Source organism: Cyanobium sp. ATX 6F1 (assembly GCF_024346315.1).
In the GTDB taxonomy this organism is placed as follows: Bacteria; Cyanobacteriota; Cyanobacteriia; order PCC-6307; family Cyanobiaceae; genus ATX-6F1.
Map to the genome: position 1 here is coordinate 115,377 of NZ_JAGQCS010000004.1, position 14,517 is coordinate 129,893.

11 protein-coding genes are annotated in these 14,517 nt (G+C 68.5%); 7 read left to right on the top strand and 4 right to left on the bottom strand.

Annotated elements, in window-relative coordinates:
• The first annotated feature begins 43 nt into the window (after positions 1–43).
• Positions 44–652 carry a TMEM175 family protein gene (locus KBZ13_RS07675; RefSeq protein ID WP_255007949.1) on the top strand — a complete coding sequence of 203 codons (609 nt, stop codon included), beginning with the start codon at positions 44–46 and terminating at the stop codon, positions 650–652.
• Here the strand turns inward: KBZ13_RS07675 and KBZ13_RS07680 are convergent.
• Both KBZ13_RS07680 and KBZ13_RS07685 read right to left on the bottom strand, forming a co-directional pair.
• Positions 621–3,734: a DEAD/DEAH box helicase gene (locus KBZ13_RS07680; RefSeq protein ID WP_255007951.1), complete on the bottom strand. Its 3,114-nt coding sequence runs from the start codon at positions 3,732–3,734 to the stop codon at positions 621–623. The genes KBZ13_RS07675 and KBZ13_RS07680 overlap by 32 nt on opposite strands.
• A 28-nt stretch (positions 3,735–3,762) precedes the next feature.
• The gene (locus KBZ13_RS07685) at positions 3,763–4,017 is read right to left on the bottom strand and encodes a hypothetical protein (RefSeq protein ID WP_255007952.1); all 255 of its coding nucleotides are present in this window, start codon (positions 4,015–4,017) and stop codon (positions 3,763–3,765) included.
• 89 nt (positions 4,018–4,106) lie between these two features.
• Between KBZ13_RS07685 and alaS the strand changes: the two genes are divergently transcribed.
• From alaS to KBZ13_RS07705, 4 genes are all read left to right on the top strand, one after another.
• Complete coding sequence (alaS, locus tag KBZ13_RS07690; protein WP_255007954.1) at positions 4,107–6,818, top strand: alanine--tRNA ligase; 2,712 nt, start codon at positions 4,107–4,109, stop codon at positions 6,816–6,818.
• 105 nt (positions 6,819–6,923) lie between these two features.
• Complete coding sequence (gene glsA, locus KBZ13_RS07695; protein ID WP_255007956.1) at positions 6,924–8,780, top strand: glutaminase A; 1,857 nt, start codon at positions 6,924–6,926, stop codon at positions 8,778–8,780.
• A gap of 99 nt (positions 8,781–8,879) precedes the next feature.
• A complete protein-coding gene (locus tag KBZ13_RS07700) occupies positions 8,880–9,308 on the top strand; it encodes a hypothetical protein (RefSeq protein WP_255007957.1) in 429 nt (142 codons plus the stop codon).
• A gap of 39 nt (positions 9,309–9,347) precedes the next feature.
• Positions 9,348–10,073, top strand: a complete 726-nt coding sequence (locus KBZ13_RS07705) for an SIMPL domain-containing protein (RefSeq protein ID WP_255007959.1) — start codon at positions 9,348–9,350, stop codon at positions 10,071–10,073.
• A gap of 20 nt (positions 10,074–10,093) precedes the next feature.
• Here the strand turns inward: KBZ13_RS07705 and KBZ13_RS07710 are convergent, their stop codons facing one another.
• On the bottom strand, positions 10,094–11,575 hold the full coding sequence (locus KBZ13_RS07710; protein WP_255007961.1) for a mechanosensitive ion channel family protein: 1,482 nt from the start codon (positions 11,573–11,575) through the stop codon (positions 10,094–10,096).
• Between the two features lie 51 nt (positions 11,576–11,626).
• Between KBZ13_RS07710 and KBZ13_RS07715 the strand changes: the two genes are divergently transcribed.
• Both KBZ13_RS07715 and KBZ13_RS07720 read left to right on the top strand, forming a co-directional pair.
• On the top strand, positions 11,627–11,974 hold the full coding sequence (locus tag KBZ13_RS07715; RefSeq protein ID WP_255007962.1) for a DUF3307 domain-containing protein: 348 nt from the start codon (positions 11,627–11,629) through the stop codon (positions 11,972–11,974).
• A 35-nt stretch (positions 11,975–12,009) separates the two neighbouring features.
• Positions 12,010–12,660 (top strand): hypothetical protein, encoded by a 651-nt coding sequence (locus KBZ13_RS07720; RefSeq protein WP_255007964.1) that lies wholly within the window; start codon positions 12,010–12,012, stop codon positions 12,658–12,660.
• Here the strand turns inward: KBZ13_RS07720 and KBZ13_RS07725 are convergent.
• Entirely contained in the window at positions 12,614–14,515 is a 1,902-nt protein-coding gene (locus tag KBZ13_RS07725; RefSeq protein WP_255007966.1) for a CHASE2 domain-containing protein, read from the bottom strand. The genes KBZ13_RS07720 and KBZ13_RS07725 overlap by 47 nt on opposite strands.
• Positions 14,516–14,517: the final 2 nt, after the last annotated feature.

Consider the following 14,517-nt stretch of genomic DNA (forward strand, 5'->3'; position numbering starts at 1 on the left):
CTAGATTTCTGCCCCAAGACCGCCGCAGCGGAGCGCACCACCTATGGGCACCGGACGACTCGAGGCCTTCAGCGATGGCGTGCTTGCCATCATCATCACGATCATGGTGCTGGAGCTCAAAAGCCCGGCCGGCGAAGGTTTCCAAGGCCTCCTCACTCTGACGCCAGTGTTTCTGAGCTATCTGCTCAGCTTCATCTACATCGGCATCTATTGGAGCAATCACCACCACATGCTCCACGCCTGCAGTCGCGTCAGCGGCGGGGTGCTCTGGGCGAACCTGCACCTGCTGTTCTGGCTGTCATTGTTTCCCTTCGTCACCCGCTGGATCGGCGAGAACCATTACGCCCCAGTACCGACGGCCGTCTATGGCCTCAACCTGCTGCTGGCCGGTTTCGCCTACTGGGTCCTGCAGCAGACGATCATCGCTGCCGAAGGCTCGAATTCGTTGCTGCGTCGTGCCGTCGGCCGTGACACCAAGGGCCGGGCTTCGCTGCTGCTCTATGCCTTCGGCGCGGCCATGGCCTTCCTCTTTCCCTGGCTGTCCCAGACGATCTATGTACTGGTGGCCCTCATCTGGATCGTCCCCGACCGCCGCATCGAGCAGGCACTGGTGGCGGCGCCTACGACTCCTCCAGGGCCACCAGATCCCTGAGCTGGCCAGGGTCGAGGCCCCCCAGCCACTCCTCGCCGCTGCCGATGATGTCTTCGGCGAGCTTGGCCTTCTCGCGGATCATGCGGTCGATCTTTTCTTCCACTGAGCCGCTGGTGATGAACTTGTGCACCAGCACCCGGTTGATCTGGCCGATGCGGTAGGCCCGGTCGGTGGCCTGGTTCTCCACCGCCGGGTTCCACCAGCGGTCGATGTGGAACACATGGCTGGCCCGGGTGAGGTTGAGGCCCACACCACCCGCCTTGAGCGAGAGCAGGAAAAGCTGGGGGCCGCGCGGATCCTCCTGGAAGCGATCCACCATCGCCTGGCGTTCGGCCTTGCTGGTGTTGCCGTAGAGGAAGGGCACCTCCTGGTGGAAGCGCTTCTGGAGATGGGTCTGCAACAGCAGCCCCCATTCGGCGAACTGGGTGAACAGCAGCGCCCGATCACCGGCTTCGATCACCTCCTCGACGATCTCATCGAGCCGCTGCAACTTGGCGGAGCGGGCGGCGAACCCTTCGCCGACGGTTGCTTCCTTGAGCGCCAGCGCCGGGTGGTTGCAGATCTGCTTGAGCTTGGTGAGCAGGGCCAGCACCTGGCCGTGCTTCTGGCCCAGGGGGGCGCGGGCGATCGCGTCAAGGGTCTCATCGACGGTCTTGCGGTAGAGCTTCACCTGCTCAGGGCTCAGGCCCACCCACTCGTTGAGCTCCACCTTCTCGGGCAGGTCGTTGATGATCGATTTGTCGGTCTTGAGGCGCCGCAGGATGAACGGACCCACCCGGGCCTTGAGGTCTTTCAGCGAGCTCATGTCGCCGTAGCGCTCGATCGGCAACCGGTAGCGCTGGCGGAAGAATCCCTCCTCCCCCAGCACCTTGGGGTTGAGGAAATCCATCAGCGCCCACAGCTCGCTCACCCGGTTCTCCACCGGGGTGCCGGTGAGGGCAATGCGGAAGCGGCTGTGCTTGGCGGAGCGGGCCAGCTCCCGGGCGGCCTGGCTCTGCTTGGCGCTGGGGTTCTTGATCGCCTGGGCCTCGTCGATCACCACCCCCTGCCAGTCGGCGCCGCCGAGCAGGTCGATGTCCCGCTGCAGCAGCCCGTAGCTGGTGAGCATGAGATCGACGCCGTCGAGTGCCTTTTTCAGGGCGGCAGAGTTGGCGGCCCGGCGGGGCCCGTAGTGCTCCAGCACCCGCAGCTCGGGGGTGAACCCGGCCGCTTCCCGCTTCCAGTTGGTGAGCACCGAGGTGGGGGCCACCAGCAGCACCGGGCGCTTGAGTTCGTTCTCCGCCTTGAGGTGTTGCAGGAAGGCCAGCAGCTGGATCGTCTTGCCCAGGCCCATGTCGTCCGCCAGGCAGGCCCCCTGGTCGAAGCGGTGCAGGAAGGCCAGCCAGCCCAGGCCCCGTTCCTGGTAGGGCCGCAGCTGGCCGGAGAAACCCTCGGGGGCCGGCAGGGGGTCGGGGGCCTTCTGCTGGTGGTATTGCTCCAGCACCGCCTGCAGCCTGGGCCCCGCCGTGAACCGGTGCACCGGCAACCGCTGCAGGGTTTCCCCCTCGTTGCCCGTGAGCCGCAGGGCGTCATCGAGGCTGAGGGCGGGATCGAGGGCGCAGAACTTTTCGGCGTTGCGCAGATCGCCAGGGCGCAGCTCAATCCAGGCCCCCTTGTGCTGCACCAGCGGGCTGCGCTTGCCCGCCAGCCGCTCCAGATCCTTGAGGGTCAAGGTGACCCCGCCGATCATCAGCTCCCAGCTCCACTCCAGGGTCTCGCCGAGGCTGAAACCTCTGGATCGGGCCGGGAGTTCGGCCTGAATCGCCAAGCCCAGCCGGCTGGCCAGGCCGCCACTGAGGCTGGGGGGCAGCAGCACCCCCACGCCCACGTCCCGGAGTTTGGAGGTGATGGTTCGCACCAGCACGAAGGCCTCGGCCGGCGTCAGCTGCATGCCCTCGGGGGCGGAGGAATCCAGCCCCCTGCCGATCGGCTCGAACACCTGCAGGGCGCGGCCCATCCCCTCCAGCAGCACCTCGCCGGGCTGCTCCACTTCGATCTCTCCGAGCATCAGCTGGCGCTCGGTGGTGGCCCAGACCACCGCCGCGCTCACCCGCAGGGCGGGATCCGCCTCCGCCTGCAGGCTGAAGCGCAGGTCCCAGAGATCCTGGCCCTCCTCCGGGGTGGAGAGCTCCAGGCAGGCCCGGGCCGGGGCCACCCGCCCCGCCACCGCTTCGCGCCAGTGGTGGGTGGCCACCTCCAGCCGCTCGGCGTCCTCGACGCCCAGGTTCAGCTTGCCCGTGCCGGGCCCCAGGGCCTGTTGCCAGGCTGCCAGCAGCGGATCGAGGTCGGTGCTGTCGGGGCGGAAGCCCGCCCGCAGCTGGCCATCGACCAGATCGTTAAGCAGGTTGACCACCACCAGGCGGCTGGAGCCGGGCCGCCGGCAGGCCATCTCGGCCACCGGCGGCAGCCCCAGCGGGGTGGCCACCCCCGAGGCCGCCATGGCCACCTGGGGCAGGCGCGCCGCCAGGTCTTCGAGGCGGCGGCGGTCGTCTTCGCGGTTGAGCAGGGGGCGCCAGCGGGCCACTCGCCCATCGCCGCTGCTCTCCACCTGGGGCAGCCAGCGGCCGCGGGCGATCAGGCTCAACACCCAGCGCTGCAGGTGGCTCCACCAGCGCAGTTCATCCGCCAGGCCGAGCTCATCGCCGGAGAGGGGGAGCTGGCCCAGCCAGGCCCCGGCCGCAGCCGGCTCCAGCCACAGCCCTTCCAGTTGCCAGGGCCACCACTCCACGGTTTTGGGGATCGGTTCGCCCGCCTGCAGGGGCAGGCCGCTCCAGGCGGCCCCTTCGCTGGCCTTCTTGCCTCGGGCGCTCTGGCTGCGGCTGGGCAGGGTGAGGGTGGCCACGGTCGGGCGGAAGGCCTCCGACCAGAGCTCGTGCTCCTCCAGCCAGGCCCCGAGCTCGTCCTGGTCCAGGCTCAGGGGGTGAACCGGCACCTTCGCGCCGGGCGTGACCGGCGCCGCCACCCGCCAGGTGTCGGCCCAGAGCAACAGGCCGGGTCGGCCGGCGGTGTGGGACCGGAGCCAGGTGGCGTGCAGCAGGCTCATGGGTACGGGATACGTCCGCGCCGGGGGGTCATGGCCGCAGGACGCTCAAGGAGCGTTGGCCGGCGTGCAGCACCAGGGCGGCACCGATCAACGGCAGCCAGGCGCGCAGCAGCGCCATCATCAACCCTGGCAGGACCTCCGCCGCTGGGCCATTCCATTCCAGGGGCAAGGCCAGGCTGTGGATGCCGCACACCGCCCCCACCAGGCCCGCCAGCAGGGCCCAGCCAAGCGATCGCAGCCGCAGGCGCGCGCGGGCCTCAGGGGGAGCGGGGGGCTCAAGCAAGGGGGCTCAACCAGGGGACGGTGGCGGGGCGCTGGACCTGTGCTGGGCGATCATGCCCGTTCCAGGGTGTTGTTTGCACGTTCGAGGCCATGGCTGTTGCGCTCTCCCCCGATCGCCCTGCCCCTGAGCGGCCCCAGCCCCGCCTCGGCGCGGAGATCCGCGAGGCGTTCCTGAGCTTCTTCGAGAGCCGGGGCCACCGGCGGCTGGCCAGTGCCTCCCTGGTGCCGGAGGACCCCACCGTGCTGCTCACCATCGCCGGCATGCTGCCGTTCAAGCCGGTGTTCCTGGGCCAGGCCCCGAGGCCGGCGCCCCGGGCCACCAGCGCCCAGAAGTGCATCCGCACCAACGACATCGAGAACGTGGGCCGCACGGCGCGGCACCACACCTACTTCGAGATGCTGGGCAACTTCTCCTTCGGCGACTACTTCAAGGAGCAGGCGATCCGCTGGGCCTGGGAGCTGTCCACCGAGGTCTTCGGCCTCTCGCCGAACCATCTGGTGGTGAGCGTCTTCCGCGACGACGACGAGGCCGCGGCGATCTGGCGCGACGTCGTGGGCGTGAACCCCAGGCGCATCATCCGCATGGATGAGGCCGACAACTTCTGGGCCTCGGGCCCCACGGGCCCCTGCGGCCCCTGCTCGGAGCTCTACTACGACTTCAAGCCCGAGCTCGGTGATGAAGGCCTCGACCTGGAAGACGATTCCCGCTTCATCGAGTTCTACAACCTGGTGTTCATGGAGTCCAACCGCGATGCGGACGGACAGCTCACCCCCCTGGCCCAGCGCAGCATCGACACCGGTCTGGGGCTTGAGCGCATGGCCCAGATCCTGCAGCAGGTGCCCAACAACTACGAAACCGACCTGATCTATCCCCTGATCGAGCGGGCGGCGGACCTGGCGGGTGTCGACTACCACCGCCTGGAGGAGAAAGCCAAAACCTCCCTGAAGGTGATCGGCGACCACAGCCGCGCCATCACCCAACTGATCGGCGATGGAGTGAGTGCCTCCAATCTCGGCCGCGGCTACATCCTGCGGCGGCTGCTGCGGCGGGTGGTGCGCCACGGACGGCTCCTGGGCATCGACAAGCCGTTTCTTACCTCGATGGGCGAGGCCGCGATCGCGGTGATGGCGGCGTCTTATCCGCAGCTGATCGAGCGCCGCGAGGCGATCCTGGCGGAACTGGCCCGCGAGGAGGCCCGCTTCCTCGAAACCCTGGAGCGGGGCGAGAAGCTGCTGGCCGAGGTGCTGGCGGCCCAGCCGCAGCAGATCAGCGGCGAGCAGGCCTTCGAGCTCTACGACACCTACGGCTTCCCCCTGGAGCTCACCGAGGAGATCGCCGAGGAGCATGGGCTCAGGGTGGATCTGGCGGGGTTCCAGGCCGCCATGGAGGCCCAGCGCCAGCGCGCCAAGGCGGCGGCGGTGAGCCTCGATCTCACGCTTCAGGGCGCGATCGAGCAGGTGGCCGGCGAACTGGAGGCCACGGCCTTCAAGGGCTACGAGGCCCTGGAGCACCCCAGCTGCGTGCTGGCCCTGGTGGTGAATGGCGCGCCGGCCGAACGCGCCGTTGCCGGTGATGCGGTGCAGTTGGTGCTCGATTCCACCCCCTTTTACGGCGAGGGGGGCGGCCAGGTGGGGGACCGGGGCACGCTGAGCGCCGGGGAGACCGAAGCGGGAGCCGATGGCGACCAGTCGAGCGATCTGTTCGTGCGCATCGATGGGGTCAGCCGTAATCGCAGCGTGTTCGTGCACAGCGGCCGGATCGAGCGCGGCCAGCTGGCGATTGGTGATCTGGTGATGGCCCGGGTGGACCGCGGCTGCCGCCGCCGCGCCCAGGCCAACCACACCGCCACGCACCTGTTGCAGGCGGCCCTCAAGCAGGTGGTGGATCCCTCCATCGCCCAGGCGGGCTCCCTGGTGGATTTCGATCGCCTGCGCTTCGACTTCCACAGCCCCCGGGCGGTCACGGCCGCGGAGCTGGAGCGGATTGAGGCGCTGATCAACGGCTGGATCGCCGATGCCCACCACCTCCAGGTGCGGGAGATGGGAATCGAGCAGGCCAGGGCCGCCGGCGCCGTGGCGATGTTCGGTGAGAAGTACGCCGATGTGGTGCGCGTCGTCGACGTGCCCGGGGTGTCGATGGAGCTCTGCGGCGGCACCCACGTGGCCAATACCGCCGAGATCGGTCTGTTCAAGATCATCGCCGAAACCGGTGTGGCCGCCGGCATCCGCCGCATCGAGGCGGTGGCAGGCCCGGCGGTGCTCGCCTACCTCAACGAGCGCGACGCGGTGGTGCGCCAGCTGGGGGAGCGCTTCAAGGTGCAACCGGGCGAGATCGTCGAGCGCGTGGCGGCGCTGGCCGACGAGCTCAAGGCCAGCGGCAAGGCCCTGGCGGCGGCCCGCACCGAGCTGGCCCTGGCCCGCTCCACGGAGCTGGCGGCAGGCGCCGAGACGATCGGGGCTTTCCAGCTGCTGGTGGCCCGCCTCGATGGGGTGGAAGCCGCCGGCCTGCAGAGCGCGGCCCAGCGGCTGCAGGAGCGCCTCGGCGAGGGGGCGGCGGTGGTGCTGGCGGGGGTTCCCGACGCGACGATCACCGACAAGCTCTCCCTGGTGGCGGCCTTCGGCCCGGCGGTGGTGGCGGCGGGCCCCAAGGCGGGCGCGTTCATCGGCGCCATCGCCCGGCTGGTGGGCGGCGGCGGCGGCGGCCGCCCCAATCTGGCCACGGCCGGCGGCAAGGAGGTGGCTGGCCTCGATGGCGCTTTGGAGACGGCCCGCGCTCAGCTGATCGAGGCGCTCTCGCTATGAGGCGGGGCGGCCGGGATCCCCAATGGGTGGTAGCGATCGCTACAGAGGTGGTCCCCGTTAGGCAGTGGGATCGCCGGGTGATTGATGAGCGAGTGCCTCTCGGCGATGGTTGCCATTTCACAGGTCAACGCGATTCAGGGCCTCATCGATGAACTTCATCAACGCTATTCATCGTTGAATGATGGTGCGCCGGCTGATTACATTCCTGAGCTAGCCAAGGCCGATCCCAACGATTTCGGCATCGTCATCGCCACCGTCGATGGACGGCTTTATCAGGCTGGCGATGTCAGCAAGCCATTCACGATTCAGTCGATCTCCAAGCCCTTCGTGTATGGCCTGGCCCTGGGCCTGCTCACGCCTGAGCACATGGTGGCCAAGGTGGGGGTGGAGCCTTCGGGCGAGGCCTTCAACGCCATCAGCCTGGATCCGGCGTCTGGGCGGCCGCGCAACCCGATGATCAACGCCGGGGCCATTGCCACCACCGCCCAGATCGCTTCCCACGATCCTGAGCACGGCGAAGCCACCGTTCTCGATTTCTTCGCCCAGCTGGCGGGCCGCCGTCTGGGCGTGGATGAGGCGGTGTTTCGCTCGGAGCGGGAAACGGGCCACCGCAACCGCTCGATCGGCCATCTGCTGCGCAATTTCGAGATCATCGAAACAGATCCGGAGCCCTCGCTGGATCTCTATTTCCGGCAGTGCTCGATTCAGGTCACCTGCCGGGATCTGGCGATCATGGCGGCCACCCTTGCCTGCCAGGGCCGCAACCCCTTCACCGGTGCCAGGCCCCTCAGCTCGGACATCACCAAGCGGGTGCTGGCGCTGATGGCCAGCTGCGGCACCTACGACTTTGCCGGCCAGTGGCTCCACGACGTGGGCATGCCGGCCAAGAGCGGAGTGGGTGGCGGGATCCTGGCGGTGGTGCCCGGCCGCCTCGGCATCGCTGTCTATTCCCCGCCCCTCGACAGCCTCGGCAACAGCGTGCGCGGCATCGCCGTCTGCTCGGAGCTCTCCGAGCGCCTCGGCCTGAGCCTGTTCAACCAGTACCCCCAGAGCTCCTCCACCGTCCGCCGCTCCTACACCGCCGCCCTGCGTCAATCCCGCCGTTGGCGTTCCTCCGCCGACCGGGAGGCCCTGCGTGCCTCCGGCCACCGCATCCGCATCGTGCATGTCCAGGGGATCCTCGATTTCGCCGCCCTGGAACGATTGGTGGCGGAACTGGCGGCGAGCCTGGCTGAGGCGAAGGTGTTGGTCCTTGATCTGGCCCATGTGGTCGAGCTTCCGGCGGAGTCGGCGGGCCTGCTGGCCCAGCAGTTGACCCTGTTGCGTGACCGGGGCCTGGCGATCCTGTTGTCGCGCTCCGCCCATCTCGATCTCGAGGGGGTGCGCCTGGCCCTGGGCCTGGAGGCGGAGACCCTCTTCTGCGTTGATCTCGACCAGTCGATTGAGCGGGCTGAGAACCTCTACCTCGACATCTGGAACGGAGACCCTGACCAGGGGGCTTCCAGCGCCAAGGACGAAGCGTCCCTGGGCTTTCTCGCCCACCTCGATCCCGACTACCGCCAGCGGGTGGCGGCCTGTCTGCGGCGACGGGATTTTGCAGCCGGCGATCAGGTGATTCGCCGTGGTGATCCCGGAGATGAACTGTTTCTGGTGCGGGAGGGCCGCTTCACCGCCACGATCCAACTCACGGATGGCTACGGCCGGGCGCTGGAATCACGGCTGGCCACCTTCGGGCCGGAGATGTGCTTTGGGGAGATCGCCTTCCTCTCCGGTCAGCGGCGCAGCGCCAGCATTCACTGCGACCAGGCCGGCAGCTGCCTGGTGCTCAGCCGCGCTGATTTCGATCAGCTCCGCCGCAGTGACCCCGAGGCGATGAACGAACTGTTGCTGGCCCTGATCCGCGACGTCGGTCAGAAGCTTTCGCTCACCAGCCATCAGCTCACGCAGATGGAGCACCTCTGATCTTTTGCCTGCGCGCGGTGAGGATCCGTGTCGGGGCTTGGTTGGAAGGAACCACGCTCCATAGGGTGGACCTCTCCGTGCCCCATGCCGCAGACAGCCATGGCCATCCAACTGATCTCATCGAAACGCCTCTGGGTCTCCGGCCTGGCGGCCCTCGCTGTTCTGCTCAGCGCCACAGCCGCCTTCGCCACCCCGGCCGGCACCCTGCTCAAGGGCCTCAAGTTGCCGGGCGGGCTCACCACGCTGTTCGCGGCCAATGCCGTGGGTCAGACCAGCCTCAACGGCCAGCTGGGCGGCACTCCAGAATCACTCCTGGTGAAGGCCAAGGCCTTGCTCAGTGTTCAGGGCTACAAGGAACGCACCATCAACACCGTGGTCGGGCCGTGGGGGTTCAACCTGGTGCTCGATCCCCCGGCCGGCACCACCGTGGATGGCACCCCGTCCGGCAAGACGGCGGCCCTGGTGCTGCAGTCCACTGCTCTGGGCCCCGGCAAGCTCAACCTCAACGTGCGTTTCGAAGCCCTGTAGGCCGCCAGCCATAGCGTGGGAAGCGGTTGCCCCCTGCCGATGCCCCGCCCCCGTAACGCTCCTCTCCTGGTTGGCTCGCTGACGGGCCTGCTGGCGCTGCCAACACTGATCGCCCTGGCGCCGGCTGCGGCCCGCGCCGAGGGCCAGGTGCAGCTGCGCTGCGACGGCACCTTGGTGGAGGCGCGGGGCTCGGCCGAAGGCAAGCGCCCCACCCAGCGCCTGCGCGTTTCCCTGGGGATCGAGGCCGAGGGCCTCAACGCCGATGCTGCCCTCGGTTTGCTGCAGGAGCGCCTGGCGGCCGTGCGCCAGGGCCTGCAGCGCCTGGGGGTGCAGGAATTGGAGGTCACCTCCCCCAACACCTGGGATCGCCCTTCTGCGCCGCGCATGCCCGCCCAGGTGACGGCGAACGTGCAGGTGAGCGGTCGCTTGGCCCCCGACAACCTGCAGGCGCTGATCCGTGGGGTGGGGGCACTGCCGGGGGTGCGCTTGGCACCGGTGGCCGCCGAGGCCGATCCCCGTGGTGATGCCGCCAGCCGCGGCGTGTTGCTGCGGGCGGCCTACCAGGACGCCCTGACCCAGGCGCGGGAGTTGGCGGCCGCCATCGGCCTGGCCCGGCTCACACCGTTGGAGGTGCAGGTGGAGGGTGGGTTTCGGCCGGTGATGATGAAGGCCATGGCCGCCGACAGCGCCGCCCCCTTTGACCCAGCCGAATTGCCCAAGCCCACTGAGCGCACCAGCCTCCTGGCCCGTTTCTGCGCTCGCTGAGGCCTCAGCGGGTAGGCAAGTCAGCCGAGCAGCGAACTGAACAGCTCACGCATGCGCTCGAACAGCTGCTTGTCATGGAGGGGTGTCGCTTCGTTTTCGAGGCGTTCGAGCTGGGCCCGGCGGGCATTCACCAGGCCCGCCAGCTCCTCCAGCAGGGCGGTGTCGTCGGCCAGTAAGGGCTGCAGCGCTGCACGACTCACCTCCAGCAGCAGGCATTCCTCGAGGGTGCGCACGGTGGCACTGCGGGGGGCATCGAGGCAGAGGGTCATCTCCCCGAAGATCTCCCCCGCTCCGAGCCGGGCGACGGAGGTGGGGCTGCCGTCGGCGTTTGCTTTGAGCACTTCCACCTGGCCTTGCACCAGTTGATACAGCGAGTCCCCGGCATCGCCCTCGCGCACGATCGTTTCGCCGGGACCAAAGCGCCGCGTCAGGCTCAGGGAGGCCAGGGTGCTCAGCTGCTCTTCCCCCAGAAGCGCGAACAGGTGGTTGGAGCGCAGCAACCGCTGCCGCTGCTCCAGCGATGTGAGCGAGGGATCCGCGTCGGCGCTCGCCTGACGCTTGCGGCGCAATTCGCGCACCGGATAGGGAATGCTGTGGCCTGCCCGCTGGAGTGCGAACCAGAACTGTTCCAGCAGTTCACTGCGGATCTGGAGGCGGCTGGCTTCTCCTGCACCGAGGTGCCACACCATCAGCTCGTAGGTGATCGCGCTCTCGGCGTAGGCCCCCACCCAGACCCGCGATTCCTCACTGCTGAGCACGCGGGGGTGCTGGCGGACCACCTGCAGAAGCAGCTGCCGGGCCTGGGCGGGAGACAGGGCGTAATCGAGGCCGAGGCTGAAGCGGTTGCCCACCGGATCGTTCGGACCGAATCGCTTCAGCACATCTGAGGCCACCTTGCTGTTGGGGAGCACTTGCAGGGACCCGTCCATGCCCTTGACGATCGTGTTCATCAGGGTGAGTGAAACCACGAAGCCCTTGAACCCGTCCACCTCGATCCAGTCGCCTTCACGAAAGGGATTGTCGATCTGAAGAGTGATGCCCGCGAACAGGTCTTTGAGGGTTTCCTGGGCCGCGAGGCCGATCACGGCGGTGAGCACCGCTGAGGTGGTCACCAGTCCCACCAGGTTGATGCGGGCCTGTTGTTGCAGCACCACCACCGTGAGCGCTGCCCCCACGGCCAGGATGCCCAGATCGCGAAGGATCTTGGGAGGTTTGGCCCACAGGCCCAGGGCCGCGGGCAGTTCCAGGAACGCCCACTCCCCCAGGCTGATCAGGGCGTAGCTGATCAGCAGTACGGACGAGGTGCTCCACCAGGGGCGGAGGGCCTCCGGCAGCCAGACCAACGGCAGGCTGCTGCTCAGGAACCAGGCCAAGATCGCCGCCAGGGGCAGACGGGTGGGGGGGGAGGCGAGGCCTCGCGGATGGCGACGGCTGAGGACCCGCAGCAGGATCAGGCTGGCGGTGAGACCGAGGGCCAGCAGCAGCCGTTGCAGCACGTCCATGGCGGCTCAGGTCATGGCGGGGCATCCTGGACGGGCCGGGCGGCCCAAGCCATGTTTCCAGACCCCTCCCATCACCCGCATGCGCTGGACCTGTTCCTGATGCTGGCCATGGGGCATTTCGTGGGGGACTTCGCTCTGCAGAGCGACCGGATGGCCACAGAAAAGTGTCCGGGCCATGATGTCACGCTTCCTTGGTACTGGTGGCTGGGCTCCCATGCCGCCATCCATGGCTTCCTGGTGGGTGCGATCACCGGCGTGCCCCTGCTGGGGTTGGCGGAATGGGTGGCCCACGCCCTCACCGACTTCGGCAAGTGCCGGCATCTCTACCGCCTGCCGGGTGATCAGGCCATCCACCTGACCACCAAGCTTTTTTGGACCTGGCTGGTGGTGCGATCCTGAGCGGGTGGATTCAACGACCTTCATCCGATCCAGCGATGGCCCTCTTTGATCGCAAACCCGCCCGCCGCTGGCTCCATGTCCTGCTCCTGGCGGCGGTGAGCCTTGAGGCCAGCGCTGCCCTGGCCCAGCCGAACCTGCGCAGTACGTTTCCCGGCCGTCGCATCGGTGGCGGCACCCGCGGTGAGTGCGCCGCACGGGTGCTGGCCCACCTGGTGCCCAGCGACAGCGTCTTCGCCCCCGGCCCCGCCCTGACAGTGGCTCTGCTCGAGGGACCCACGGCCAACCCCCGGCCCCTGCAGGTTCAGTTCCGGCCCCAGGGCCCTGGCGGCACGGCCGCCGGCCCCGCCGTGAAACGGGAGCTGCCGGCTGCTCCGGCGGGGATCACCCTGCTCAAGCTGGCCAGCTTCAAGGGTTCCCAGGTCTGGGAATCCACCTTCCGCTGCGATGACGGCGCTCCGCCCGCCACCAACGATCCGCTCAGCTTCGTCGAAACGGTCTCACCACCAGCCCTGAGCCTGCTCGTCACCGAAGGCTCGGCCGACGACCGCAGCATCCAGGCGGCGTTGCAGAAGCTCAAGGGCCTCTGCGGTTCCCAGTTGTCCAAGGCTCAGCTGGCCCAATCCTTCGGCCTCGAAGATGTCATCGGGGCGGATTGGCCGGCGACGCTGCCGGTGCGCTGCCCCTGAGCTCCCAGACGTCGAGGGGTTCCGTTCGGCCCTTCACCTGCAGGCTGCCCCAGGGTTCCCAATTCATCGTGTTGGCGCCGTTCTGAAGCACCAGATCGCGCGTCACCGAGGAAACCAGCACCCGGCAGAGGCCGTTCTGACGCGCTTTCTCGGAGCTTTCCAGCCGTGAGGCGCAGTTGACCGTGTCACCGATGATCGCGTATTCCAGCCGCTCGCTGCTTCCCATCGAGCCCGCCAGCACAGCGCCGGAATGAATCCCGATGCGCATGCGCATCGGCGGCTCGCCGTCGGCGGCCAGGTCGCGGTTGAGTTGCTCCAGGCCGTGCTGGATCGCCAGGGCGGCGTCGATCGCTTCGCTCGCGTCGGCCACCTCCCCCTTGCCCAACGGTGCCCCGAACACCGCCAGGAACCCATCGCCGGTGAACTTGTTGACCATGCCGCCGCGCTCGGTGATGGCGGGGACGCAGAGGGCCATGCCGCGGTTCAGCCAGGCCAGCAGATCCGCCGGTTTGAGGCGCTCGGAAAGGGTGGTGAAATCGCAGGTGTCGGAGAAGATCACGGTGACCGCCAGCAGGCGCCCCTCAAAGCGCCCGTCGCTGAGCAGTTCATCCCGTTGCTCCCAGAGCTGCTGGGCCACCGCCGGTGAGGTGGTCTGGCCGAGCAGCCGTTGGATCTGCTGGCGCTGTTGCTGGCTGGCGGCCCCGCGGCGCAACCAGGCCGCCCCCGCCATCAGCGTCAGGCCCGCCAGGGGCAGGGTGGTTTGCAGCCACACCCCGTTCAGCAGCAGGGCTACCGCGCCGCCCAGGCCCAGCAGCAGCACCGCCGTCACGGCGAGGATGCTGCGCCGCAGGGTGGCGAAGCTTTCCCCCAGGGCTACTCCGAGCCCCAGGCCCAGCACCAGCAGCAGCATGCCGCTCCAGCCCGGCAGGGCCCGCAGCCCAAGGGGTCGCCCGTCGGCGAGCGCCAGCAGGGCGGCGGTGCGGTTGGCATGGAGTTCCACGCCGGGCATCTGCATCTGGCGGGCCGTCAGCACGAAGCGGGTGTAAGGAACGTTGAACAGATCGCGCAGGGAGGGGGCGGTGCTGCCGATCAGCACGATCCGCCCGCGGATCTGTGCTTGGGGCACCTGCCGGTTGAGCAGCTGATCGAGGCTCCAGAGGGGAAAACTGCCCGGCCGATGGAACGCCAGCATCTGCTGGTAGCCGGCGGCATCGAGGTTGAAGTATCCGCCTGAATCGCGCTCGAGCCAACCCTCGGCGTTGGGGCTGGTGTCCAGCCGGCTGCGCAGCTCGCCGTTGCCGCGGAACACTTCTACCAGCCGCAGGGGGAGGGCCACGGTGGCGGCGTCCTGGCCGGCCACATGGAGCAGGTCCCGGCGTACCACCCCATCGGCGTCCACCACCAGGTCGTTGAAGGCCTGGCGATCGCTCGGGGTGCCCGGGATCGGGCCGATCGATTCGGCCACATTGAAGATCGACACCAACCGCGGGTTGCTGCGTGCCTGGCGGCGCAGGCACTCCTGCTGGGGGCCGACGCCCTTGTTGCGGTAGAGATCGAAGCCGATCGCCCGGGCGCCATCGGCGCTGAGGGTGTCGATCGCCCGGCAGAGCAGCTGGTCATCGATCGGCCAGCCGAAGCGCGAGATGTCTCCTTCGCTGATCCCGATGAGCGTGATCGGTGTGGTGGTACCGGCGGGAGCAGGCCGCAGGTAGGTGATCAGGTCGTAGAGCAGCAGGTTGAGCGATTCACCGATGCCCGTGAAGCGCAGGGCCGCCACCAACAGCGCCGCCGCTCCGTAGGGGGCCGTCAGCAGCAGCGCCCGGCTTAAACGATTGGGTCGCGACGATCGGCCCATGG